The following is a 22,928-nucleotide window of genomic DNA, read 5'->3' on the forward strand; positions in this document are numbered from 1 at the left end:
CATGCAGGAAATCCTCGACGCGATCCTCAGCTCCGACGCCACGTCGGCGGACTTCGCGGCGCTCAAGCTCCCCGAGTCCTACCGGGCGGTGACGCTCCACAAGGACGAGGAGCAGATGTTCGCCGGCCTCGACAGCCGCGACAAGGACCCCCGCAAGTCCCTTCACCTCGACGAGGTCGCCCTGCCCGACCTCGGCCCCGGCGAGGCCCTGGTCGCCGTCATGGCCAGCTCGGTGAACTACAACACCGTGTGGAGCTCGATCTTCGAACCCGTCTCCACCTTCGGCTTCCTGGAGCGCTACGGCCGCCTGTCCCCGCTCACCAAGCGCCACGACCTGCCCTACCACGTCCTCGGCTCCGACCTCGCCGGCGTCGTGCTGCGCACCGGCGCCGGCGTCAACTCCTGGAAGCCCGGCGACGAGGTCGTCGCCCACTGCCTCTCGGTCGAGCTGGAATCCCCCGACGGCCACAACGACACGATGATGGACCCCGAGCAGCGCATCTGGGGCTTCGAGACCAACTTCGGCGGCCTGGCCCAGATCGCCCTGGTCAAGACCAACCAGCTGCTGCCCAAGCCCAAGCACCTCACCTGGGAGGAGGCCGCCTCCCCCGGCCTGGTCAACTCCACCGCCTACCGCCAGCTCGTCTCCCGCAACGGCGCCGGCATGAAGCAGGGCGACAACGTCCTGATCTGGGGCGCCAGCGGCGGCCTCGGCTCCTACGCCACCCAGTACGCCCTGGCCGGCGGCGCCACCCCCATCTGCGTGGTCTCCAGCGAGGCCAAGGCCGACATCTGCCGCGCCATGGGCGCCGAGGCGATCATCGACCGCTCCGCCGAGGGCTACCGGTTCTGGAAGGACGAGCACAACCAGGACCCCCGCGAGTGGAAGCGCCTCGGCTCGAAGATCCGCGAGTTCACCGGCGGCGAGGACGTCGACATCGTCTTCGAACACCCCGGCCGCGAGACCTTCGGCGCCTCCGTCTACGTCACCCGCAAGGGCGGCACCATCGTCACCTGCGCCTCCACCTCCGGCTACATGCACCAGTACGACAACCGCTACCTGTGGATGTCCCTCAAGCGCATCGTCGGCTCCCACTTCGCCAACTACCGCGAGGCCTTCGAAGCCAACCGCCTGATCGCCAAGGGCAGGATCCACCCCACCCTCTCCAAGGTCTACACCCTGGAGGAGACCGGCCAGGCCGCCCTCGACGTCCACCACAACAAGCACCAGGGCAAGGTCGGCGTCCTGTGCCTCGCCCCCGAAGAGGGCCTCGGCGTCCGCGACCACGCCCTGCGCGAGAAGCACCTTCCGGCCATCAACCGCTTCCGGGACGTGTGATGACCGACGCTCAGAAGCGCGACCGCCCCTGGCTGATGCGCACCTACGCCGGCCACTCCACCGCGAGCGACTCCAACGCGCTCTACCGGCGGAACCTGGCGAAGGGCCAGACCGGCCTGTCCGTCGCCTTCGACCTGCCGACCCAGACCGGCTACGACTCCGACCACATCCTCGCCCGCGGCGAGGTGGGCCGGGTCGGCGTCCCGGTCGGCCACGTCGGCGACATGCGCACCCTGTTCGACGGCATCCCGCTCGAACAGACCAACACCTCCATGACGATCAACGCCACCGCGATGTGGCTGCTGGCGCTCTACCAGGTGGTCGCCGAGGAGCAGGGCGCCGACATCGCCAAGCTCACCGGCACCACCCAGAACGACATCGTCAAGGAGTACCTGTCGCGCGGGACGCACGTCTTCCCGCCCGGCCCGTCGGTGCGCCTGATCACCGACATGATCGCCTACACGGTCGGCAACATCCCCAAGTGGAACCCGATCAACATCTGCAGCTACCACCTGCAGGAGGCCGGGGCCACGCCCGTCCAGGAGATCGCCTACGCGATGTGCACCGCTATCTCGGTGCTCGACGCCGTCCGCGACTCCGGGCAGGTGCCCGCCGAGCGGATGGGCGACGTGGTCGCCCGGATCTCCTTCTTCGTCAACGCGGGCGTGCGCTTCGTCGAGGAGATGTGCAAGATGCGCGCCTTCGCCCAGCTCTGGGAGAAGGTCACGCTGGAGCGGTACGGCGTCACCGACGCCAAGCAGCGCCGGTTCCGCTACGGCGTCCAGGTCAACTCGCTCGGGCTGACCGAGGCCCAGCCGGAGAACAACGTCCAGCGGATCGTCCTGGAGATGCTGGCCGTCACCCTCTCCAAGGACGCCCGCGCCCGCGCCGTCCAGCTGCCCGCCTGGAACGAGGCGCTCGGCCTGCCCCGCCCGTGGGACCAGCAGTGGTCGCTGCGGATCCAGCAGGTGCTGGCCTACGAGTCGGACCTGCTGGAGTACGGCGACCTCTTCAACGGCTCCGAGGTGGTCGAGGCCAAGACCGCCGCGCTGCTGGCGGGCGCCGAGGCGGAGATCGCCAAGGTGCTGGAGATGGGCGGGGTCATCCCGGCCGTCGAGTCCGGCTACCTCAAGTCCAACCTGGTGGCCTCGCACGCCGCCCGCCGGGCCCGGATCGAGTCCGGCGAGGACAAGATCGTCGGCGTCAACTGCTTCGACACCACGGAGCCCAGCCCGCTCACCGCCGACCTGGACACCGCGATCATGGTGGTCGACCCGGCCTCCGAGCAGTCCGTGCTCGCCGCCCTGGAGGCCTGGCGCGGACAGCGCGACGAGGCCGCCGTCCAGCAGGCGCTGGCCGAGCTCAAGGCCGTCGCCGCCACCGAGGCCAACCTGATGCCGGCCACCCTCGCCTGCGCCCGGGCGGGTGTCACCACCGGCGAGTGGTCCTTCGCCCTGCGCGAGGTGTTCGGCGAGTACCGCGCCCCCACCGGCGTGGGCGGCGCGCCCGTCGCGGTCGCCGCCGAGCCCGGCGGGGAGCTGGAGCAGGTCCGCGCCGCCGTCGCCGCCACCGCCGAGGAGCTGGGCGCCGGCAAGCTGCGCCTGCTGGTCGGCAAGCCCGGCCTGGACGGGCACTCCAACGGCGCCGAGCAGATCGCCGTCCGGGCCCGCGACGCCGGGTTCGAGGTGGTCTACCAGGGCATCCGGCTCACCCCGGAACAGATCGTCTCGGCCGCCGTGGCGGAGGACGTGCACTGCGTGGGCCTGTCCATCCTCTCCGGCGCCCACTCCGAGCTGGTGCCGGACGTCCTCAAGCGGCTGCGCCGCGCGGGGGTGGAGGATGTCCCGGTGATCGTGGGTGGCATCATCCCGGCAGCGGACGGCGAGGCCCTCAAGGCCGCCGGCGTCGCCGCCGTGTTCACCCCGAAGGACTTCGGCATCACCACCATCATCGGCCGGATCGTGGACGAGATCCGGCTCGCCAACAAGCTCCAGCCGTGGACGCCCGCACCGACCGCGGCCACGAACTGACCAGCTGACCAGCTGACCACTGGGAAGGAACCGAACCACCCTCATGACGACTGTCAACCGCCTGCGCCCGCGCCGCTCCTGCCTCGCCGTACCGGGCAGCAACCCGCGCTTCCTGGAGAAGGCCCAGGGCCTCCCGGCCGACCAGGTCTTCCTCGACCTGGAGGACGCCTGCGCCCCGCTGGTCAAGGAGAGCGCCCGCCACAACATCGTCGACGCGCTGAACAACGGCGACTGGGGCAACAAGACCCGCGTCGTCCGCGTCAACGACTGGACCACCCACTGGACCTACCGCGACGTGATCACCGTGGTCGAGGGCGCCGGCCCCAACCTCGACTGCATCATGCTGCCGAAGGTCCAGGACGCCGAGCAGGTCAAGGCGCTCGACCTGCTGCTCACCCAGATCGAGAAGACCATGGGCTTCGAGGTCGGCAAGATCGGCATCGAGGCGCAGATCGAGAACGCCAAGGGTCTGATCAACGTCGACGCCATCGCCGAGGCCTCGCCCCGGCTGGAGACCATCATCTTCGGCCCCGCCGACTTCATGGCCTCGATCAACATGAAGTCCCTGGTGGTCGGCGAGCAGCCGCCCGGCTACGGCGCCGACGCCTACCACTACATCCTGATGCGCATCCTGATGGCCGCCCGCGCCAACGACCTCCAGGCGATCGACGGCCCCTACCTGCAGATCCGCAACCAGGAGGGCTACCGCGAGGTCGCCCGCCGCTCCGCCGCCCTCGGCTTCGACGGCAAGTGGGTGCTGCACCCGGACCAGGTCGCCGCCGCGAACGAGATCTACTCGCCCTCGCAGGAGGACTACGACCACGCCGAGCTGATCCTCGACGCCTACGACTACTGCACCTCCGAGGCGGGCGGTGCCAAGGGCTCCGCGATGCTCGGCGACGAGATGATCGACGAGGCCAGCCGCAAGATGGCCCTGGTCATCGCCGGCAAGGGCCGGGCCGCCGGCATGCAGCGCACCACCAAGTTCGAGATCCCGGAAAGCTGAGGACCTGAGCCATGCAGTTCGGACGCACCTACGAGGAGTTCGAGGTCGGCGCGGTCTACAAGCACTGGCCCGGCAAGACGGTCACCGAGTACGACGACCACCTCTTCTGCCTGCTCACCATGAACCACCACCCGCTCCACATGGACACCAACTATGCGGAGAAGACGACGGACTTCGGCAAGAACGTCGTGGTGGGCAACTACATCTACTCGCTGCTGCTCGGCATGTCCGTCCCGGACGTCTCCGGCAAGGCGATCGCCAACCTGGAGATCGAGTCGCTGCGCCACATCGCGCCGACCTTCCACGGCGACACCATCTACGGCGAGACCACCGTCCTCGACAAGTGGCCGTCCAAGTCCAAGAGCGACCGCGGCATCGTCCACGTGGAGACCAAGGGGTACAAGCAGGACGGCACGGTCGTCTGCGTCTTCCGCCGCAAGGTGATGGTGCCGACCGAGACGTACATCAAGGAGCGCGGCGGCGAGCAGCCCGGGCGCCCCGAGCCGCTCTCCTGAACCCCTCCCCTATATAGAGACCCCGGACGGGGAGGCCGCCGTCATCGGCCGACCCCCACCCGGTCGGGGGCCCTGCTGCCGCAGCCACGCCGGCAGGGCCCCCGGAAATCCCCCCCCGCCCTCTTCAGACATTCCGGAGCCGCACGATGGGACGCCTCGCACAGACCGACGGCCTCACCGAGATCCAGCGGGACATCCTCGCCACCGTGCGGGATTTCGTCGACAAGGAGATCATTCCGGTCGCGACCGAGCTGGAGCACAAGGACGAGTACCCGACCGCCATCGTCGAGGGCATGAAGCAGCTCGGGCTGTTCGGCCTCACCATCCCCGAGGAGTACGGCGGCCTCGGCGAGTCCCTGCTCACCTACGCCCTGGTGGTCGAGGAGATCGCCCGCGGCTGGATGTCGGTCTCCGGCATCGTCAACACCCACTTCATCGTGGCGCACATGATCAACGCCCACGGCACCCAGGAGCAGAAGGACTACTTCCTGCCGAAGATGGCCGCCGGCGAGATCCGCGGCGCCTTCTCGATGTCCGAGCCCGGCCTCGGCTCCGACGTTTCGGCCATCTCCACCAAGGGCGTCAAGGACGGCGAGTTCTACGTCCTCAACGGCCAGAAGATGTGGCTCACCAACGGCGGCACCTCCACCCTGGTCGCGGTCCTGTGCAAGACCGACGAGGGCGGCAACACCCCGTACAAGAACATGACCACCTTCCTGATCGAGAAGACGGCCGGCTTCGGCCCGAACCCAACCGTCCCCGGCCTCACCGTGCCCGGGAAGATCGAGAAGATGGGCTACAAGGGCGTCGACACCACCGAGCTGGTGCTGCAGGACGTGCGGATCCCCGCCGACCGCATCCTCGGCGGCGTCCCGGGCCGCGGCTTCTACCAGATGATGGACGGCGTCGAGGTCGGCCGCGTCAACGTCGCCGCCCGCGGCTGCGGCGTCGCCCGCCGTGCCTTCGAGCTCGGCATCTCCTACGCCCAGCAGCGCTCCACCTTCGGGAAGAAGATCGCCGAGCACCAGGCGATCCAGTTCAAGCTCGCCGAGATGGCGACCAAGGTCGAGGCCGCCCACCAGATGATGGTCATGGCCGCCCGCAAGAAGGACAGCGGCGAGCGCAACGACCTCGAAGCGGGCATGGCCAAGTACCTGGCCTCGGAGTACTGCAAGGAGGTCGTCGAGGACGCCTTCCGGATCCACGGCGGCTACGGCTTCTCCAAGGAGTACGAGATCGAGCGCCTCTACCGCGAGGCCCCGATGCTGCTCATCGGTGAAGGAACTGCGGAGATCCAGAAGATGATCGTCGGGCGCCGGCTCCTGGAGGAGTACCGGATCGCCGAATGACCGCCCGGTCTCCCGCCCCCGGCGGGACCGCCGAGTGATCGCGGGGCCGCCCCGGTTGACGGGCGGCCCCCTCCGAACCGCCGGTCGACGGGCGTGCGGGCCCGTCCCGGCAGAGTGCCGTGCCCCGTCATGGGCCCGGCCTGGTCCGCCAGGGTCCGGCACGGCCTCCGGAAAGCGGCCGCAGGGCGTACAGCTGCAGCGACGCGCCCTGCGGCCGCTTCCGTGCACCTTCTTCCGGCCGCTACTGGCCGTGTCCCCCTTGGGTTCCGCCCCCCACCCGGCTGAGACAAGAGTCACCAGCCGTGTCCGGTCCCTTGGGAACCGGACCGGGGCGAGCTACGGTCGTAGAGGCGGGACGCGTGCACGCGCTCCCGCCGGACACATGAACGAGCAGGCGGGTTGCCCACCCACCGTGTGCTCCCGATAGCATCCACCGGGACAGCAAGCCGTCCCTCTATTACCGATCCGCGGTGGCCCCCGTCCAGCGGCCATGATCCCCCGCGACAAAGGTCTTCGATGCCCATCAGCCCGTCCCCTCACACCTCCGTCACGGACCGCGATGCCCTCGCATCCCCGACGGCCGGTCGGCGACCCCGCGTGACCATCGCGCGCGGAGCCACCCCCTGGTTCGTCCCCACCCTCGCCACGGCCGCCGTGACCACCGCCCTCACCCGGCGCAGCGGCAAGTGGGCCCTGGCGGCGGTACCGGCCTGTGCGCTCAGCGCGGGCATGCTGTGGTTCTTCCGCGACCCCGAGCGTGAGATCGGCACGGGCAGAGTGATCTCCCCCGCCGACGGCGTGGTCCAGAGCATCGACGCCTGGCCGGACGGCCGCACCCGCGTCGCGATCTTCATGAGCCCGCTGAACGTCCACGTCAACCGCGCGCCCCTGCCGGGCACGGTGACGTCGGTCGAGCACGTCGCGGGCGGTTTCGTGCCGGCGTTCAACAAGGACAGCGACCAGAACGAGCGGGTCGTCTGGCACTTCGACACCGAGCTCGGCGACATCGAGATGGTGCAGATCGCGGGGGCCGTGGCCCGCCGCATCGTGCCGTACGTGGCCGCCGGAACCAAGGTCGAGCAGGGCGACCGGATCGGCCTGATCCGGTTCGGCTCCCGGGTCGACACCTACCTGCCGGCCGGCGTCGAGGTCGGCGTCGAGGTCGGCCAGAAGACCACAGCCGGGGTGACGCGCCTTGACCGTGACTGAACCTGAGACAATCGTCGGCCTGGACGACGAGGAGACTGCCCTGCGCCGCCGCCGCTGGGCGCGCGACCGCGAGCTGCGTGCCCCGCGCTCCCCGCAGCACCTGTCCACCGCCGACTTCCTGACCCTGGGGAACGCCGTCTGCGGCTTCCTGGCGATCTACTCGATCACCACCGGGGTCCTGATCCCGCACATCACCAACCCGGACGCCGCTCCGGACCGGCACAGCGCGGCCACCGCCGTCACGCTGCTGCTGATCGGCTCGATGTGCGACCTCTTCGACGGCCTGGTGGCGCGGAAGCTCCGCTCCTCCGCCCTGGGGGCCGAACTCGACAACCTGGCCGACCTGATCAGCTTCGGCATCGCGCCGGCCTACTTCGTCGCGGTCTGGGGCATGGTCTCGCAGGGCTCCAACCGGACGCTCTCGGCGCTGATCGCGCTGACCGTGCTGCTCGCGGTGGTGCTGCGGCTGGCCCGCTTCTCGGCCGTCAAGATGCGGCCCGGGGTGTTCCAGGGCATGCCCTGCCCGATGGGCGCGATGACGGTGATCGCCATCGTGCTGCTCGACCCGCCGTTCCTGCCCGGTCTGCTCGCCATCTTCGGCGCGGCGTACCTGATGGTCAGCCGGATCGAGTACCCGAAGCCGCAGGGGCTGCTGGCCACCGCCACGCTCTGCTGGGTCGTCGTGGCGATCGGCTGCCTGGCCGCCTGGGCGACCGGCCTGCCCGGTGGCGACACGCTGATGCACGTCGGCGCGTTCGCCCAGATCACCCTCGCCGCGATGGCGCCGCTGCTGGTCATCCGGCGCAAGGTCGGGCAGAAGGTCGGCGACGTCCGCGCCCGGCGGGCGGAGTCCCGGCTCGGCTGAGCCGCCTCGACGTGGGAAGGGCCCGGAACCGTCTGGTTCCGGGCCCTTCTTCGTGCGCTGCTCTCTCCTCACGCACCGCCGGAGTGGACGCTGAAGGCGGAGCGGCGGGCCGCCCGGGCCACGCCCGGGTCCGGGTGCACGCCGGAGACCGCCGTCAGCACCGAGGCCGCCCGGGGGTGACCGGACTGCCGGGCGCGGGCGAACAGCCGCACCGGGTCACCCGCCGAGGCGCCCTCGACGTGTCCCACCAGCAGCTCCGTCTCGCCGTGGTCCAGCACCGCCGCCGCGGTGTCCACCCACAGCCAGGCCGCGTCCTCGGCGCCCAGCACGTCCGCCGGGGAGACCCCCTCGTCGGAGCGCTCGGCCAGCCACAACAGCGCGTACGGGCGCAGCACCGGCTCGTCCACCGAGGCCCGCACCGCCTGCTCGGCCGGGCCGCCGGCCACCCGCAGCGCCTCGAAGGCCAGCCCGCGCACCAGCGCGTCGTCGCCCTGGGCGGCGTCCAGCAGCTCGGCCACCGCGCGGTCCGCAGGGCGGGCCGCCACCCAGGCGCGGAACTCGGCCCGGGCCGGGCCCGGCGAGTAGTCGGCGCAGGCGTTCAGCAGCTCGAAGGCGCTCTGCTCGATGTGCCCGGCCGCGGTCTGGGCGACCGTGCAGATCTCCTCCAGCTTCGCCCGCACCGCCCAGTGGCCCAGCGGGGACAGCTCGGCGGCATCGTTCCTGCGCACCACGGCACCGACCGCCGCCAGGCCGTCCAGCATCCAGTCCAGGACGGCGGCCACGTCGGAGGGCGCGGCCGGGGTGTCGATCTGCGGCGCCCGGCAGGTGCCGCGGACGGCGGACACCGCCGAGGCGGCGTGCGGCACCGGCGACAGGCCCGGGGTGCCGAGGCCGGCGCCGACCCGGCGCTCGTCCAGGCCGCGGCGCAGCAGCTCCAGCAGCTCGCTCTCGGCCACCGGGCCGTCCACCAGGTGCAGGAAGGACAGCAGCTGGGGAGCCTGGTCCACGGCCTGGCCGGCCAGGACGGCGAACACCCCGCGCAGCGCGGCGGGCGGCACCGGGGCGAGCAGCGTCCAGGCGTCGAACAGCCCGGACCAGCCGCGCACCACGGCCTCGTCGTCGTGCTCCCAGGCGTGCAGCCGCCATCCGGGGCCCGCACCGCCGTCCCGGGCCTCCACGAGGCCCACCAGCAGCGCCTGGCCCCACGCCTTGGCGGCGGCGCCGACCGTCATGGCCAGCGCCCGGCCGGCGGCGCGGGCGTCCTCCGGGAGCAGTTCGCCGCGCTTGTCGACCTCTTCCAGTTCACCGGCCCAACGGGCGATCCGGACGGCGTCCACCAGCATCCGGCGGGCCAGCGGCGCCAGCTCGGCCGGCGCGGGGAAGCCCTCCGGGACCGGAACCCGGCCTCGGCCGGGTGCCGGCGCGGGCCCTCGTCGCCGGGGTACACCGGCCCCGCCCGGCCTGCCACCGGAGGGCCGGTGGGCCGTACCGGGGAGACGGGTCACCGTCGCACCGGTACCGATCGTCGGCGGGAGCGGGGCATCACGGTCGCGCGGGTTCCGAGACGTCACGTCGAGCAGTCTTCCCCTTGCACGGGCCTTCTGTCACATCCGGTTGTCCGTACGACCGCTGGACCGGGTACCGCACCTCCGCAAGATCGGGCAACAGTGGCAAACCGCCTGGCCGGAAACGTGTGGCGGGGTCATGCCAGGCACTCGGCGAGGCGTCGCACTGACCGTTCGGTCGGTCACGCTCCGTGCCGGGAGCGGGGCGTTCCGGAACCGCGGGAGGGGGACCGGCGGAAGCGGAGGGCCGGAATCCGGCCAGGTGGCATGTGCCTGGCGGGTGGTGGCGGCGCGCAGGAAGTCGGCGGGACCGACTTCGAGTGCGGTGGAGGGTGCTCCGATTTCCGCCGTTCGGGAGCAAATTTCCCCCTTTACCGCTTCATTGCTTCACTGCTTCACGGTCAGAGCAACGGGGTCAGAGCAGCGGGGTGAGCCAGCGCCGGAGGAGTTCGGTGTAGTGCTCGGGGGCGGAATTCCACAGGGCCGCGTGTTCGGCGCCCGGGAAACGCTGGAGGTTCACCACGTCGTGGCGGGCGGCGGCCAGGCGCTCCACGGTGGCGAAGGAGGCGATCCGGTCATCCGGGCTGTGCAGGACCAGGGTGGGCACCCGCAGGTCCGCGCCCTCGGCGAGGCGGGAGGAGTCCGCGAGGTCCACCCCCGTACGGCCCTGCGCGGCCAGCGCGCCCAGTTCGGCGGAGACACCGGTGAACCCGGCCCGGGCGGCGTCCCGGCGCGCCGCGCTCGGGAGGTCGAGGACCGGCGAGTCCAGGACGAGCCCGCTGACCGTGTGCGCCCAGGCGGAACGGGCAACGGTCTGCAGGACCGTTGTGGCGCCCACCGACCAGCCGTAGAGGATCACCCGGCCCGCGCCGCTGTCCAGGGCCAGCCGCACCGCCGACTCGACGTCCCGCCACTCCGTCTCGCCGAAGTGGCTGTAGCCGTCGGGGGAGGCCGGGGCGCCCGCGTCGCCGCGGTAGGTGACGGCGAGGGCCGGCAGGCCGAGGCGGTGCAGGACGGGCAGCACCGGGAGGGTCTGCTGGCGGTCGGCCTCGGGGCCGTGCACCAGGATCACCCAGGTGCCGCGTTTGCCGTCGATCCGCCAGGCGGGGAGGGCGCCGAGCTCGCCGTCGGCGGCGGTCGCGGTGTAGGCGAGGCCGAACGCCTGGGCGGGGTCGCCCAGGTGCACGCGCGGGGTGAAGCGGACCTCGGTACCGGGCCTCAGGATGCCCCGGTCGGCCCGGACCAGCCGACGGGTGACGCTCTGGGCGTCGCGGTGCAGGATCTCCTCGGCCACCGCGTGCCCGTCGTCGTCCCACTCGATCGCCCAGCGGCCGGGCAGCAGGCTCTCGGGGCGGCGGCTGAACGTGACCCGGCCGGCGCCGAGGCTCCGCACCACCACCGGCCCCGCCTCCGGCTCGACCGGCCCCTGCACCCCGGGGCGGACCATCCGCTCGGAGGCCCGGCGGCCGACTACCAGGACGGCGGCCCCCGCCCCGACGGCGGCGGCCGCCACGACGGCTGCGGTTCCCCAACGCATTTCGTTCCCCGCTCTGTTTCACGGACCGGACGGTGTTCGAGCACCAGTCCACCGGAGTTCCGCCGTTCCGGCCACCGGGCCGACCCGTCCGGGGGACGGCCGGTGGGCTGTCGGGCTGTCGGGCCGGTGGCGGTCAGACCGGGATGGCGGGGCCCTGGATGCTGAGGAGGTGCCAGAAGCGGGGGGTGAGGGGCTGCGTGGCGGTGCGGGGCTGGGTGGTGGTGCCCCAGTGGGAGGGGACGTGGTGCTCCTGGTGGAGGACCGGGAGGACGGCGGCGAGGTCGGCCTCCGGGACGGGCACCAGGCGGGCGAGCGGGCCCAGGTGGGGCTGCCAGCGGGCGGCCACGCACTGGCGCAGGAGGCGGTCGAGGGCCTCGCCGCGTCCGGTGGCCTCGACCAGTTCGGTCAGCCGCAGGCCCAGCACCTGGGCGAGGGCGTGGGTCCGGTCCGGGTCACCGTCCCACTGGCCGGTCAGCTCGGCCTGCCGGTAGGCGGGCAGCGACACTCCGGCCCGCTCGGCGACGGTCTCCTGGGGGAGCTCCCGGGCGAGGCGGTGGTCGCGCAGGCTCACCGGGCGGCCGTCCATCAGTTGGTCGGCCGGGCACCAGAGGGCCCTGGCCAGTGCGACGAACTCGGCCTCGCCGGGGCGCAGGTCGCCGTTCTCCCAGGCGAGCACGTGGCCGGGCAGCAGTCGTACGCCGTGGGCGGCCATGCCCTCGGCGACCTGCTCGGGGGTCAGCCCGAGGCCGGCCCGGTGGGCGCGGGCGGCCTCGGGTGAGAACGGGACGGGAGAAGGGGCGGCAGTGGTGGGGGACTTTCTGCGGCGCATGGCACCGAACCGTAGGTGCGGTGCCCGGCCCGGCCCAGCCGACGAACGCACGAAGCGGAGCTGACGGGCCCTCCCCCGCGCTGGGCGATCACACAGGTCCGGTCCCCGTGCCGGGTGTGACCGACCCCTCTTTGACCTCGGTTGACTCCCGGTTCGGCCGCGTGATGGGATCCTGGGGCCAAACGGAGGCATGGAGAGGAAGCCGGTGCGAGTCCGGCGCGGTCCCGCCACTGTCACCGGGGAGCACGCTCGGAATCCCTCCTCGCCCGCCGTCGCGCAGGAGGGGCCCATCACGGCGGGCCGTCAGAAGCCGCCGCTGGAAGGCCCGGGGGTGCGTTCGACCCGGAAGCCAGGAGACTCTCGGCCCCCGGTACGTCGATCCAGGGCGCGGACCCTGAGTGAGGACACCCACGCGATGCAGGCTGCCCCGCCCCGTCCGGCCCCGAGCTGCCCGTCGAGCTGCCTGCCGCCGTGCGCCCGCTGACCCGGGCCGCCGTCTTCGCGCTCGGGGCCGTCGCGGGCTACGCCGCCGACGCCCGTTTCGCCGACCCGCGCCGCGGCCACCCCGTCGCCCTGTTCGGCAGCGCCGCGACCCGTCTGGAGCGGCGCGTGTGGCGTGACGACCGGACCGCCGGAGCCGGGTACACGGCGCTGTGCGTGGGCGCGGTCGCGGCCGGCGCGCTGGCGCTGGACCGTACGGTCGGGCGCCGTCCGACGGGCCGGGCCGCGCTGGCGGCCGCCGCGACCTGGACGGTGCTCGGCGGCACCTCGCTGACCCGGGAGGCGCGCACCATCGGCCGCTCGCTGGCCGCGGGCGATCTGACGGCCGCCAGGGAGCGGCTGCCGCACCTGTGCGGGCGGGATCCGAGCGCGCTGGACGGACAGCAGATCGCCCGGGCGGTGGTCGAGTCGGTGGCCGAGAACACCGCCGACGCCGTGGTGAACGCGCTGGCCTGGGGCGCCCTGGCCGGCACCCCGGGGCTGCTGGCCTTCCGCGCCGTCAACACCCTGGACGCCATGGTGGGCCACCGCTCGCCCCGCTACGCCCGCTTCGGCTGGGCCTCCGCCCGGCTGGACGACGTCGCGGGCTGGCCGGGCGCCCGGCTGACCGCGCTGCTGACGGTGGCCGCCGCGCCCGAGCCGCGGACCGCCTGGCGGGTCTGGCGCCGGGACGGCTCCGCGCACCCGAGCCCGAACGCGGGCCAGGCCGAGTCGGCCTTCGCGGGCGCGGTGGGCGTACGGCTCGGCGGGACGCTCCGGTACGGCGAGCGGGTGGAGCACCGGCCGGTGCTGGGCGCCGAATTGCGGCCGGTGACGGTGGACGACATCGAGCGGGCCTGCACGCTGTCCCGGCGGGTGGGCGCACTGGCGCTGGGTACGACGGTCGCGGGGCACGTCCTGCTGCGGATGCTGTTCGGGAGGGGTGGAGCATGAACAACGCGCTGCTGGTCGCCGGGACGACCTCGGACGCGGGCAAGAGCGTGGTGACGGCCGGGATCTGCCGTTGGCTGGTCCGTCAGGGCGTGCGGGTGGCGCCGTTCAAGGCGCAGAACATGTCGCTGAACTCCTTCGTCACCGCCGACGGTGCCGAGATCGGCCGCGCCCAGGCGATGCAGGCGCAGGCCGCCCGGGTGGAGCCGGAGGCGGCGATGAACCCGGTGCTGCTGAAGCCCGGCGCGGACGGCCGCAGCCAGGTGGTGCTGCTCGGCCGGCCGGTCGCCGAGGTGGGCGCGCTGGACTACCGCGAGCGCAAGCCCGTTCTGCTGGAACGCGCCCTGGAGTGCCTGGCGGACCTTCGCCGGCGCTACGACGTGGTGGTGTGCGAGGGCGCCGGGTCGCCCGCGGAGATCAACCTGCGCGACCGGGACATCGCCAACATGGGTCTGGCCACGGCCGCCGCCCTGCCCGTGGTGGTGGTCGGGGACATCGACCGCGGCGGGGTCTTCGCGGCGATGTACGGGACGCTGGCGCTGCTGTCCGCGGAGGACCAGCGGCACGTGGCGGGCTGGTTCGTCAACAAGTTCCGCGGCGACGCCCGGCTGCTGGCGCCCGGCCTGGAGATGCTGCACGAGCTGACCGGCCGTCCGGTGCTGGGCACCCTGCCGATGCTGCCGGGGCTGTGGCTGGACGCCGAGGACTCGCTCGACCTGTCCACGGTGGTGGACCGGGCGGAGGGGCCCGGACCGCTCGGGGCGGACGTGCTGCGGGTGGCCGTGGTGCGCTTCCCCCGGCTGTCCAACTTCACCGACCTGGACGCGCTGGCGCAGGAGCCCGGCGTGCTGGTGCGCTGGGCGACCCGGCCGGAGGAGCTGGCCGACGCCGACCTGGTCGTGCTGCCCGGCACCCGGGCCACGGTGGCGGACCTCGCCTGGCTGCGCGAGCGCGGTTTGGAGCCGGCGCTGAAGGCCCGGGCGGCGGCCGGGCTGCCGATCCTCGGGGTCTGCGGCGGCTACCAGATGCTGGCGCGCTCGATCGACGACACGGTGGAGTCGAAGGCGGGCCTCGTCGACGGGCTCGGTCTGCTGCCGACCGACGTCCGCTTCGGCGCCGAGAAGGTGCTGGCGCGGCCGGTCGGCGAGGCGTACGGCCAGCGGGTCGAGGGTTACGAGATCCACCACGGGGTGGTGTCCGTCGAGGGCGGCGAGGCCTTCCTCGACGGCTGCCGGGTCGGCCCGGTCTGGGGCACCACCTGGCACGGCGCGCTGGAGAACGACGGCTTCCGCCGTGAACTCCTGTGCAATGTCGCCGAGTTGGCCGGGCGGGCGTTCGTTCCGGCGCCGGACACCTCCTTCGCCGCGGCCCGCGAGGCCCGGTTGGACCGGCTGGGCGACCTGATCGAGGAACACGCGGACACCGACGCGCTGTGGAAGCTGATCGAGGGCGGGGTGCCGGCGGCCGGAACGCTGCCCTTCCTCCCGCCCGGGGCACCTGGGAGTGACGCATGAGTGACGTCCGCTATCCGTTCACCGCGATCGTCGGCATGGCCGACCTGCGGCTCGGGCTGCTGCTGAACGCGGTCTCCCCGGCCGTGGGCGGCGTGCTGGTGCGCGGCGAGAAGGGCACCGCCAAGTCGACCATGGTGCGCGCGCTGGCCGGGCTGCTGCCCTCCATCGCCGCCGTGGACGGCTGCCGCTTCGCCTGCGACCCGGCCGCGCCGGACCCGCAGTGCCCGGACGGGCCGCACACCTCCGCCGCGAGTCACGAACGCCCGTCCCAGCTGGTCGAGTTGCCGGTCGGCGTGGCCGAGGACCGGATCGTCGGCTCGCTCGACCTGGAGCGCGCACTCGCCGAGGGCGTCAAGGCGTACGAGCCCGGGCTGCTGGCCAAGGCGCACCGCGGCGTGCTGTACATCGACGAGGTGAACCTGCTCCAGGACCATGTGGTGGACCTGCTGCTGGACGCCGCGGCGATGGGCCGCTCGTACGTCGAGCGCGAGGGCGTGTCGGTGCGGCACGCGGCGCGGTTCCTGCTCGTCGGCACGATGAACCCGGAGGAGGGCGAGCTGCGGCCGCAGCTGCTCGACCGCTTCGGCCTGACCGTCGAGATCGCCGCCACCCGGGACCCCGCCGAGCGCGCCGAGGTGGTCCGGCGCCGGCTCGCGTACGACGCCGACCCGGCCGGCTTCGCGGCACGGTTCGCGGCGCAGGAGCGGGAACTCGCCGAACACATCACCGCCGCTCGGAAGTTGCTGCCCAAGGTCGAGCTCACCGATGTGGCGCTGCGTCAGATCACAGCCGTGTGCGCGGCGTTCGAGGTGGACGGGCTGCGCGCGGACATCGTGATGGCCCGCACCGCGGTGGCGCTGGCCGCCTGGGCCGGGCGGACGGAGGTGCTGGAGGAGGACGTCCGCAAGGCCGCCCAGCTGGCCCTGCCGCACCGGCGCCGGCGCAACCCCTTCGACGCTCCGGGGCTGGACGAGGAGCAGTTGGACCGGACGCTGGAGGAGCACTCCCAGCCGGAGGAACCGGAGCTCGAGGGCGACGGGCCCGGTCCGGACGGTCCCGGTCCGGACGGGGACGGCGGTGACGGCGGCCCCGACGGTGGCGGCGGTCCGGAGGGCGGCGGCCCCGACGGCGGTGGCGCCCCCGAGCCGTTCGACGGCGGCGCCCAGGAGGCCTCCGCCCCGGAGAGCGGCAGCCCGGACTCCGAGCCGCCCGCGCAGCAGCCCGTCCCCGCCCAACCCCCCTCCCCCGCCCGGGAGTCGGCGCCGGTCGCCGCCGGGGACCCGTACCGCACCCGGCTGTTCACCGTGCGGGGCACCGGCCACGGCGCCCAGGGCCGGCGCTCCCCCGCCGAGACCACCGGCGGGCACACCGTCCGGGCCCGCCGGCCTCAGGGCACCCTGAGCCGGCTGCACCTGACCGCGACCCTCCAGGCCGCCGCGCCGCACCAGGTGGCGCGCGGTCGGGACGGCCGGGCACTGGTGCTGCACAAGGACGACTTCCGCGAACAGGTGCGCCAGGGCCGGGAGTCCAACCTCGTCCTGTTCGTCGTGGACGCCTCCGGCTCGATGGCCGCCCGGCAGCGGATGACCGCCGTCAAGGGCGCGGTGCTGTCGCTGCTGATGGACGCCTACCAGCGCCGGGACAAGATCGGCATGATCACCTTCCGGGGCGCGGACGCCGAACTGGCGCTGCCGCCCACCTCCTCGGTGGAGGTCGGCGCGGCCCGGCTGGAGTCGCTGCCCACCGGCGGCCGCACCCCGCTGGCCGCCGGCCTGCTGCGCGCCCACGAGGTGCTGCGGGTCGAGCGGCTGCGCGACCCGAACCGGCGCCCGCTGCTGGTCGTGGTGACCGACGGGCGGGCCACCGGCGGGCGGGACGCGCTCGCCCGCTCGCAGCGCGCGGCCGCGCTGTTCGCCGCCCAGGGCACGGCCAGCGTGGTGCTGGACTGCGAGTCCGGACCGGTCCGCCTGGGCCTCGCCCGCACCCTGGCCGGGCTGCTCGGCGGCAGCGCCGTCAGCCTGGAGGAGCTGCGCGCGGAGGGCGTCGCCTCGCTCGTCCGCGAGAACCGCTCCGCGGGCCGTACGACCGCCGTTGCGCGCACTTCGACCAGCTCGACCGCTCCGACCACTTCGACCGCTCCGATGCGAAAGGCGGCCTGACCGACATGCCCAAGGGTGTCCCCGAGAGCGTTCCCGACGACGGCCTGACCACCCGCCAGCGCCGTACCCAGCCGATCACCGCCGTGCACACCGGCCCCGGGAAGGGCAAGTCCACGGCCGCCTTCGGCATGGCGCTGCGGGCCTGGAACCAGGGCTGGTCGATCGGGGTGTTCCAGTTCGTGAAGTCCGCCAAGTGGAAGGTCGGCGAGGAGAACGCGCTGCGCGTGCTCGGCGCCTCCGGCGAGGGCGGCAGCGTGGACTGGCACAAGATGGGCTCCGGGTGGTCCTGGATCCAGCGCTCCGCCGAGCAGGAGATGACCAGCGAGGAGGCGGCCAAGGAGGGCTGGGAGCAGGTCAAGCGGGACCTCGCGGCCGAGACCTACCGCTTCTACGTGCTGGACGAGTTCACCTACCCGATGCACTGGGGCTGGATCGACCCGGAGGAGGTCGTCTCCGTGCTCAAGGACCGCCCGGGCAGCCAGCACGTCGTCATCACCGGCCGGTACGCCCCCGAGGCGCTGACCGGACTCGCCGACCTGGTCACCGAGATGACCAAGGTCAAGCACCCCATGGACGCCGGCCGCAAGGGCCAGCGCGGCATCGAGTGGTGACCTCTTGAGCAACGTCCCCCGCCTCGTCGTCGCCGCACCCTCCTCCGGCGCCGGCAAGACCACCGTCGCCACCGGCCTGATCGCGGCGCTCGCCGCGCGCGGGCTGGCGGTGTCGCCGCACAAGGTCGGCCCGGACTACATCGACCCGGGCTACCACGCGCTCGCCGCCGGGCGCCCGGGCCGCAACCTGGACGCCTTCATGTGCGGGCCGGAACGGATCGCCCCGCTGTTCCTGCACGGGGCGGCGGGGGCGGACGTCGCCGTGGTCGAGGGGGTCATGGGTCTGTTCGACGGGGCCTCCGGGCGCGGGGAGCTGGCGTCCACCGCGCACGTCGCCAAGCTGCTGCGGGCGCCCGTGGTGCTGGTCGTGGACGGCTCCTCGCAGTCCCGCTCGGTGGCCGCGCTGGTGCATGGCTTCGCGTCCTGGGACCCGCAGGTGCGGCTGGCCGGGGTGATCCTCAACCGGGTCGCCTCCGACCGGCACGAGCACCTCCTGCGCGAGGCCCTGGAGGAGGGCTCCGGCGTGCCCGTCCTGGGCGCGCTGCGCCGCTCGGCGGCGGTGGCCACGCCGTCCCGCCACCTCGGGCTGATCCCGGCGGTGGAGCGCTCAGCCGAGGCGCTCCAGGCGGTCGCGGACATGGGCTCCCTCGTGGCGGCTTCGGTCGATCTGGACGCCGTCCTGGAACTCGCCCGCACGGCACCGGAGTTGGACGCCGAGCCGTGGGACCCCTCGGCGGAGGTCACGCCGGTCGCCGGACGGCCGCCGCGGATCGCGGTGGCGGGCGGCGCCGCGTTCTCCTTCTCGTACGCCGAGAACGCCGAACTGCTCGGCGCGGCGGGCGCGGAGGTCGTTCCCTTCGACCCGCTGCACGCCTCGGAACTGCCGGACGGCACGGCCGGGCTGGTCGTCGGCGGCGGCTTCCCGGAGCTGTACGTACGGGAGTTGAGCGGGAACGCCGCGCTGCGCTCGGCCATCGCCGCGTTCGCCGCCGCGGGCGGGCCGATCGCCGCCGAGTGCGCCGGACTGCTGTACCTGGGGCGGGAGTTGGACGGCCTGCCGATGTGCGGGGTACTGGACGCCACCGCCCGGATGACCGAACGGCTCACCCTCGGCTACCGGGAGGCCGTCGCCCTGCACGACTCCCCGCTCGCACCGGCCGGCACCCGGGTGCGCGGGCACGAGTTCCACCGGACGGTCTGCGAACCGGGCGCGGGCGACCACCCGGCCTGGGGCTGGCGCCTGCCGGCCGGGCCGCGGACGGAGGGCTTCGCGGGCGGCAACGTGCACGCCTCGTACCTGCACCTGCACTGGGCGGGGACGCCCGAGCTGGCCTCCTCGTTCGCGACGGCCGCGGCGGCTTTCAACGGCCCGGGCGGGGCGGGGTCCTGAAGCCGGGGCGGAACCGGGGACACGGCCGTAGGGTGGGCGCATGCATGTGATCGTCCTCAACGGCGGCTCCAGTTCCGGTAAGTCGAGCATCGCCCGGCGCCTCCAGGAGCTGCTGCCGGAGCCCTGGCTGCACCTCGGCGCGGACACCATGGTCGACGCGCTGCCGCCCTGGCTGCTCGGCGGGGACGGGGGCATCGGCGGTCTGGAGGACGGCGACGGCACGGTGGCGGTCGGGCCGGTCTTCGCCCGGCTGGACGCCGCCTGGACGCTCGGCGTGGCGGCGATGGCCCGGGCCGGGGCGCCGGTCGTGGTGGACGAGGTGTTCCTCGGCGGGGCCGCCTCGCAGCAGCGGTGGCGCGCGGCGCTGGAGGGCCTGGACGTGCTCTGGGTCGGCGTGCGCTGCGACCCGGCGGTGGCCGCCGCCCGGGAGGCCGCGCGCGGCGACCGGGTCGCCGGGATGGCCGCCGCGCAGGCCTCGGTGGTGCACGAGGGCGTCGCGTACGACCTGGTCGTGGACACCTCGCGGACTTCGGCGGACGACTGCGCGAAGGCGATCCTCGCCCGGGTGACCGCGGGGCGTCGAGGCGCCGTGGCGGGCTCCTGCGGTTGACTGTCCGGCGGTGACGCCCTCGCAGCAGCACCCCCTTCCGGTTCCGGCAGCACCACCCATCCCACGGAGGCACGCCCATGGCCAGGCAGCACGAGTACACCGCCGAGATCAGCTGGACCGGCAACCAGGGCACCGGCACCAGCGACTACCGCTCCTACTCCCGCGACGTCGAGGTCACCGCCGAGGGCCTGCCGGCCATCCCCGGCTCCGCCGACCCCGTCTTCCGCGGCGACAGCGCCCGCTGGAACCCGGAGCAGCTGCTGCTCGTCGCGCTCTCCCAGTGCCACCTGCTCTCGTACCTGCACCTGTGCGCGGTGAACGGGGTCGTGGTGACCTCGTACGTCGACCGGCCGGTGGGCACCATGGCCGTGTCGCCGGAGGGCGGGCACTTCACCTCGGTGGTGCTGCACCCGCGGGTCGAGGTCGCCGAGGCGGGTACGGCGGAGCAGGCGCTCGCGCTGCACGCGCAGGCGCACCGGGCCTGCTTCATCGCCAACTCGGTCAACTTCCCGGTGCGGCACGAGGCCGAGGTGACGGTCGCGGGCCAGGAGTAGGACCGGGGCCCTCGGACCCGCGTCAGAGGGTGAGGGTCTGCCAGCCGCGGGTGATCTGGTCGTGGACGGCCGCCGGGTCCGGTGACGTCGGCTGGGCCGCCGCCAGCGCCGCCAGCAGGCCCGTGCCGTCCGCCGGGCGCTGCGCCGGGTCGATGGCCAGGGCGCGGGTGACGACGGCGGCGAGTGCCGGGTCGAGGTCCCGGACCGCCGCCAGCGCGGACGGTTCGGGTCCGGTCTCCACGATCCGGCGGATCACCGCGCCGGTGTTGGTCGCCGCGAACGGGCTGGCGCCGTGCGCCGCGCACACCACGCAGCAGGCCCAGGCCCACACGTCCGCCGCGGGGCCGACCCGCTCCTCGCCGAACTGCTCCGGCGCCATGTACGTCAGGGTGCCCGGCCCGCCGCCGGTGGCGGTCAGCCGGGTGCCGTCCACGATCGCCGCGATGCCGAAGTCCAGCAGGCGCGGGCCCGCCGTGGTCAGCATGATGTTGGCGGGCTTGAGGTCCCGGTGGACCAGCCCCAGCCGGTGCACGCCGGACAGTGCCACGGCCAGCGCCAGCGCGAGGGCGCGCAGCGCCTCGGCGGAGCGGATCGGCCCCTGCTCGCGCAGGTGGACGTCCAGCGGGCGCCCGTCCAGCAACTCCATGGCCAGGTAGGGGCGTCCGGAGTCCACGCCGGTGTCGAGCACCCGGGCGGTGTAGGCGCCGGGGACCATGGCGAGCACCTCGGACTCGCGCTGGAAGCGGCGCAACAGGTCGGCGTCGTCGAGCAGTTCGAGGTTGATGGTCTTCAGCGCGACCTGGGTGGCGGAGCCCTGGCGCTGGGCGAGGTAGACCGTGCCCATGCCGCCGGAGCCGATCCGGCCGAGGAGTTGGTAGCCGCCGATCGTACGGGGCTCGTGGGCACCGAGCGGGGTGCCGAGGGGTGGGCTCGACGGCACGGGCGGAGCGGTCGGGGGCTGCGGAGCGGGCGGGGTGAACTGTGTCGGGACGTAAGGGGGTTGCGGGGTCTGCGGGGTGTACGGCGTGTGCAGTGGCGCGGTGGGGGCGTACGGGTTCTGCGGGGCCGGCTGCGCCTGGGCGGCCCGGGCGGCGTCGGCCCCGGGGGTGCCCGAACCCTCCGGGCCGACCGGCTTGGGGTGGCGGCTCACCAGCAGGGCGGTCACCTGGAAGACCAGGGCGGTGAAGATCAGGCCGACCGGCAGGAGGAACACGCCGATCACCGCGCGGAGCAGCACCAGAGCGATCAGCCGCGCCCGGGTCGACCCGGACCTCCAGACTTCCCGGGGCAGGCCGGTGGTCAGCAGCTTGCGCTGGGTCAGGTACCAGAGCAGCAGCCACAGCAGCAGGAACCCCAGGAAGAGGGCGAGGTACCAGGTCTGCGCCACGCCCAGGGAGATCTGCCACTCGTGGGCGAGGTACACGGCGTTGTCCAGGTCGAGCGGCCGTTCCAGCAGGAAGTAGCTGTGGAGGTCCTCGGAGTACACGGCGAAGTACGCCCCGACGGCGGCGACCAGGCCGGCCGCCAGCTCGCCGAGGGTCGCACCAGGACCGCCCGGCGCTCCCCCGGTCGCGTCGGCGCCGGTGGCCGCCAGCGCCCGCCGCCGGGTGGCCGCTTGGGCGCGCGCCAGCACCGGAAGCGTCACCAGCCGTACCAGCAGCGCCAGTCCGACCGTGATCAGTAGCGCCATGTCGAGCAGGTCCAGCATGTTCCCCCCAGCCAGATCGGGCACACGGAGTATAGGGGCACGCCCGGGGCCGCCGTCCCGCTCCGTCGGTCCTCCCCCCTCAGCCCTCCTCAGCCCTCCTCGTCCAGCAGCGCGGCGAGGTAGCGGTCGAGGTCGAGGCGCAGTTCCTCCGGCATCGGCACGTGCCAGTGCCCGCTGCCGGCCGTCGCGTTGAACAGCACGCCGTCGCACCAGCGGATCAGCCGACGGGCGTCCGCCTCCGGGTCGGTGGAGCCGGAGGCGGCGAGCAGATGGGCGACGATCCGGGTGAAGCGGGCGCCCAGGCGGTCGTAGACGGCGCGCAGTTCGGGTCGGCGGGTGGCCTCCAGGGCGAGTTCCATGCGGGCCAGGGTGAGCCTGCGACCGCTGGTGAGCGCCTGGAAGAGCGCCTCGGCGCCGACCTCGACCAGCAGGTCGCGCGGCGGGAGGGTGGCACCCGGGAGGCCGTCCTCGGTGAGGACCGGGTAGCCGGCGGTCTCGCGCTCGACGATCCGGGTGAGGACAAGTTCCAGCAGGGCGGCCCTGGTCCGGGCAAGGTTGGAGGTCGAGCCGGCGGGCAGGCCGGACGCGTCGTCCACGGCACGGTGGGTGAGCCCGCGCAGGCCGGCGTCGGCGATCAGGTCGATGGCGGCGTCGGCGATCAGGATCGGCCGCGGGGGCGTCAGCGGGGCTGTCATGGGTCCGATCAT

The 22,928-nt window shown here is 73.5% G+C and carries 19 protein-coding genes and 1 riboswitch; of the genes, 14 read left to right on the top strand and 5 right to left on the bottom strand.

Annotated elements, in window-relative coordinates; all coding sequences use genetic code 11:
- The first annotated feature begins 1 nt into the window (after position 1).
- The 7 genes from ccrA (at position 2) to ACZ6Z8_RS30885 (ending at position 8,313) form a co-directional block, all read left to right on the top strand.
- Positions 2 to 1,339: a crotonyl-CoA carboxylase/reductase gene (gene ccrA / locus ACZ6Z8_RS30855; RefSeq protein ID WP_465613329.1), complete on the top strand. Its 1,338-nt coding sequence runs from the start codon at positions 2 to 4 to the stop codon at positions 1,337 to 1,339.
- Positions 1,339 to 3,369: a protein meaA gene (locus ACZ6Z8_RS30860; protein ID WP_465613330.1), complete on the top strand. Its 2,031-nt coding sequence runs from the start codon at positions 1,339 to 1,341 to the stop codon at positions 3,367 to 3,369. Before ccrA ends, ACZ6Z8_RS30860 begins: the two co-directional genes overlap by 1 nt.
- Positions 3,370 to 3,412: 43 nt before the next feature.
- Positions 3,413 to 4,375 carry an HpcH/HpaI aldolase/citrate lyase family protein gene (locus tag ACZ6Z8_RS30865; RefSeq protein WP_380412918.1) on the top strand — a complete coding sequence of 321 codons (963 nt, stop codon included), beginning with the start codon at positions 3,413 to 3,415 and terminating at the stop codon, positions 4,373 to 4,375.
- Positions 4,376 to 4,386: 11 nt separating this feature from the next.
- On the top strand, positions 4,387 to 4,890 hold the full coding sequence (locus ACZ6Z8_RS30870; RefSeq protein WP_465613331.1) for a MaoC family dehydratase: 504 nt from the start codon (positions 4,387 to 4,389) through the stop codon (positions 4,888 to 4,890).
- A gap of 146 nt (positions 4,891 to 5,036) precedes the next feature.
- Positions 5,037 to 6,239 carry an acyl-CoA dehydrogenase family protein gene (locus ACZ6Z8_RS30875; RefSeq protein WP_465613332.1) on the top strand — a complete coding sequence of 401 codons (1,203 nt, stop codon included), beginning with the start codon at positions 5,037 to 5,039 and terminating at the stop codon, positions 6,237 to 6,239.
- Positions 6,240 to 6,755: 516 nt separating this feature from the next.
- Positions 6,756 to 7,448 (top strand): phosphatidylserine decarboxylase, encoded by a 693-nt coding sequence (locus tag ACZ6Z8_RS30880; RefSeq protein ID WP_030285593.1) that lies wholly within the window; start codon positions 6,756 to 6,758, stop codon positions 7,446 to 7,448.
- Positions 7,435 to 8,313, top strand: a complete 879-nt coding sequence (locus ACZ6Z8_RS30885) for a CDP-alcohol phosphatidyltransferase family protein (RefSeq protein ID WP_402820751.1) — start codon at positions 7,435 to 7,437, stop codon at positions 8,311 to 8,313. Before ACZ6Z8_RS30880 ends, ACZ6Z8_RS30885 begins: the two co-directional genes overlap by 14 nt.
- Before the next feature lie 68 nt (positions 8,314 to 8,381).
- Here the strand turns inward: ACZ6Z8_RS30885 and ACZ6Z8_RS30890 are convergent, their stop codons facing one another.
- The 3 genes from ACZ6Z8_RS30890 to ACZ6Z8_RS30900 all read right to left on the bottom strand — a co-directional run bounded on the left by ACZ6Z8_RS30890 (position 8,382) and on the right by ACZ6Z8_RS30900 (position 12,244).
- Positions 8,382 to 9,656: a hypothetical protein gene (locus ACZ6Z8_RS30890; protein WP_465613333.1), complete on the bottom strand. Its 1,275-nt coding sequence runs from the start codon at positions 9,654 to 9,656 to the stop codon at positions 8,382 to 8,384.
- A gap of 637 nt (positions 9,657 to 10,293) precedes the next feature.
- Positions 10,294 to 11,415, bottom strand: a complete 1,122-nt coding sequence (locus ACZ6Z8_RS30895; protein WP_465613334.1) for an alpha/beta hydrolase family protein — start codon at positions 11,413 to 11,415, stop codon at positions 10,294 to 10,296.
- Positions 11,416 to 11,548: 133 nt separating this feature from the next.
- Positions 11,549 to 12,244 (bottom strand): helix-turn-helix domain-containing protein, encoded by a 696-nt coding sequence (locus ACZ6Z8_RS30900; RefSeq protein ID WP_465613335.1) that lies wholly within the window; start codon positions 12,242 to 12,244, stop codon positions 11,549 to 11,551.
- 196 nt (positions 12,245 to 12,440) lie between these two features.
- Positions 12,441 to 12,603, top strand: a riboswitch (cobalamin riboswitch).
- 112 nt (positions 12,604 to 12,715) lie between these two features.
- Between ACZ6Z8_RS30900 and ACZ6Z8_RS30905 the strand changes: the two genes are divergently transcribed.
- The 7 genes from ACZ6Z8_RS30905 (at position 12,716) to ACZ6Z8_RS30935 (ending at position 20,513) form a co-directional block, all read left to right on the top strand.
- Positions 12,716 to 13,678, top strand: a complete 963-nt coding sequence (locus ACZ6Z8_RS30905) for a cobalamin biosynthesis protein (protein WP_465613336.1) — start codon at positions 12,716 to 12,718, stop codon at positions 13,676 to 13,678.
- On the top strand, positions 13,675 to 15,189 hold the full coding sequence (locus ACZ6Z8_RS30910) for a cobyric acid synthase (RefSeq protein WP_465613337.1): 1,515 nt from the start codon (positions 13,675 to 13,677) through the stop codon (positions 15,187 to 15,189). Before ACZ6Z8_RS30905 ends, ACZ6Z8_RS30910 begins: the two co-directional genes overlap by 4 nt.
- Complete coding sequence (locus ACZ6Z8_RS30915; protein WP_465613338.1) at positions 15,186 to 17,348, top strand: putative cobaltochelatase; 2,163 nt, start codon at positions 15,186 to 15,188, stop codon at positions 17,346 to 17,348. Before ACZ6Z8_RS30910 ends, ACZ6Z8_RS30915 begins: the two co-directional genes overlap by 4 nt.
- 5 nt (positions 17,349 to 17,353) lie before the next feature.
- Positions 17,354 to 17,959, top strand: coding sequence for a cob(I)yrinic acid a,c-diamide adenosyltransferase (gene cobO / locus ACZ6Z8_RS30920; protein ID WP_465613339.1), 606 nt, complete (start codon positions 17,354 to 17,356; stop codon positions 17,957 to 17,959).
- Between the two features lie 4 nt (positions 17,960 to 17,963).
- Positions 17,964 to 19,349, top strand: a complete 1,386-nt coding sequence (locus ACZ6Z8_RS30925; protein ID WP_465613340.1) for a cobyrinate a,c-diamide synthase — start codon at positions 17,964 to 17,966, stop codon at positions 19,347 to 19,349.
- A gap of 46 nt (positions 19,350 to 19,395) precedes the next feature.
- The gene (cpt, locus tag ACZ6Z8_RS30930; RefSeq protein ID WP_465613384.1) at positions 19,396 to 19,959 is read left to right on the top strand and encodes a chloramphenicol phosphotransferase CPT; all 564 of its coding nucleotides are present in this window, start codon (positions 19,396 to 19,398) and stop codon (positions 19,957 to 19,959) included.
- A 77-nt stretch (positions 19,960 to 20,036) separates the two neighbouring features.
- Positions 20,037 to 20,513, top strand: a complete 477-nt coding sequence (locus ACZ6Z8_RS30935; protein ID WP_465613341.1) for an OsmC family protein — start codon at positions 20,037 to 20,039, stop codon at positions 20,511 to 20,513.
- Positions 20,514 to 20,535: 22 nt separating this feature from the next.
- On the opposite strand, the gene ACZ6Z8_RS30940 is transcribed toward ACZ6Z8_RS30935, so the two are convergent.
- Together ACZ6Z8_RS30940 and ACZ6Z8_RS30945 are read right to left on the bottom strand one after the other, a co-directional pair.
- A complete protein-coding gene (locus ACZ6Z8_RS30940; RefSeq protein WP_465613342.1) occupies positions 20,536 to 22,245 on the bottom strand; it encodes a serine/threonine-protein kinase in 1,710 nt (569 codons plus the stop codon).
- Positions 22,246 to 22,310: 65 nt separating this feature from the next.
- A complete protein-coding gene (locus tag ACZ6Z8_RS30945) occupies positions 22,311 to 22,916 on the bottom strand; it encodes a TetR/AcrR family transcriptional regulator (protein ID WP_465613343.1) in 606 nt (201 codons plus the stop codon).
- Between the last annotated feature and the right edge of the window lie 12 nt (positions 22,917 to 22,928).

It is taken from the genome of Kitasatospora sp. NPDC101108, assembly GCF_055584725.1.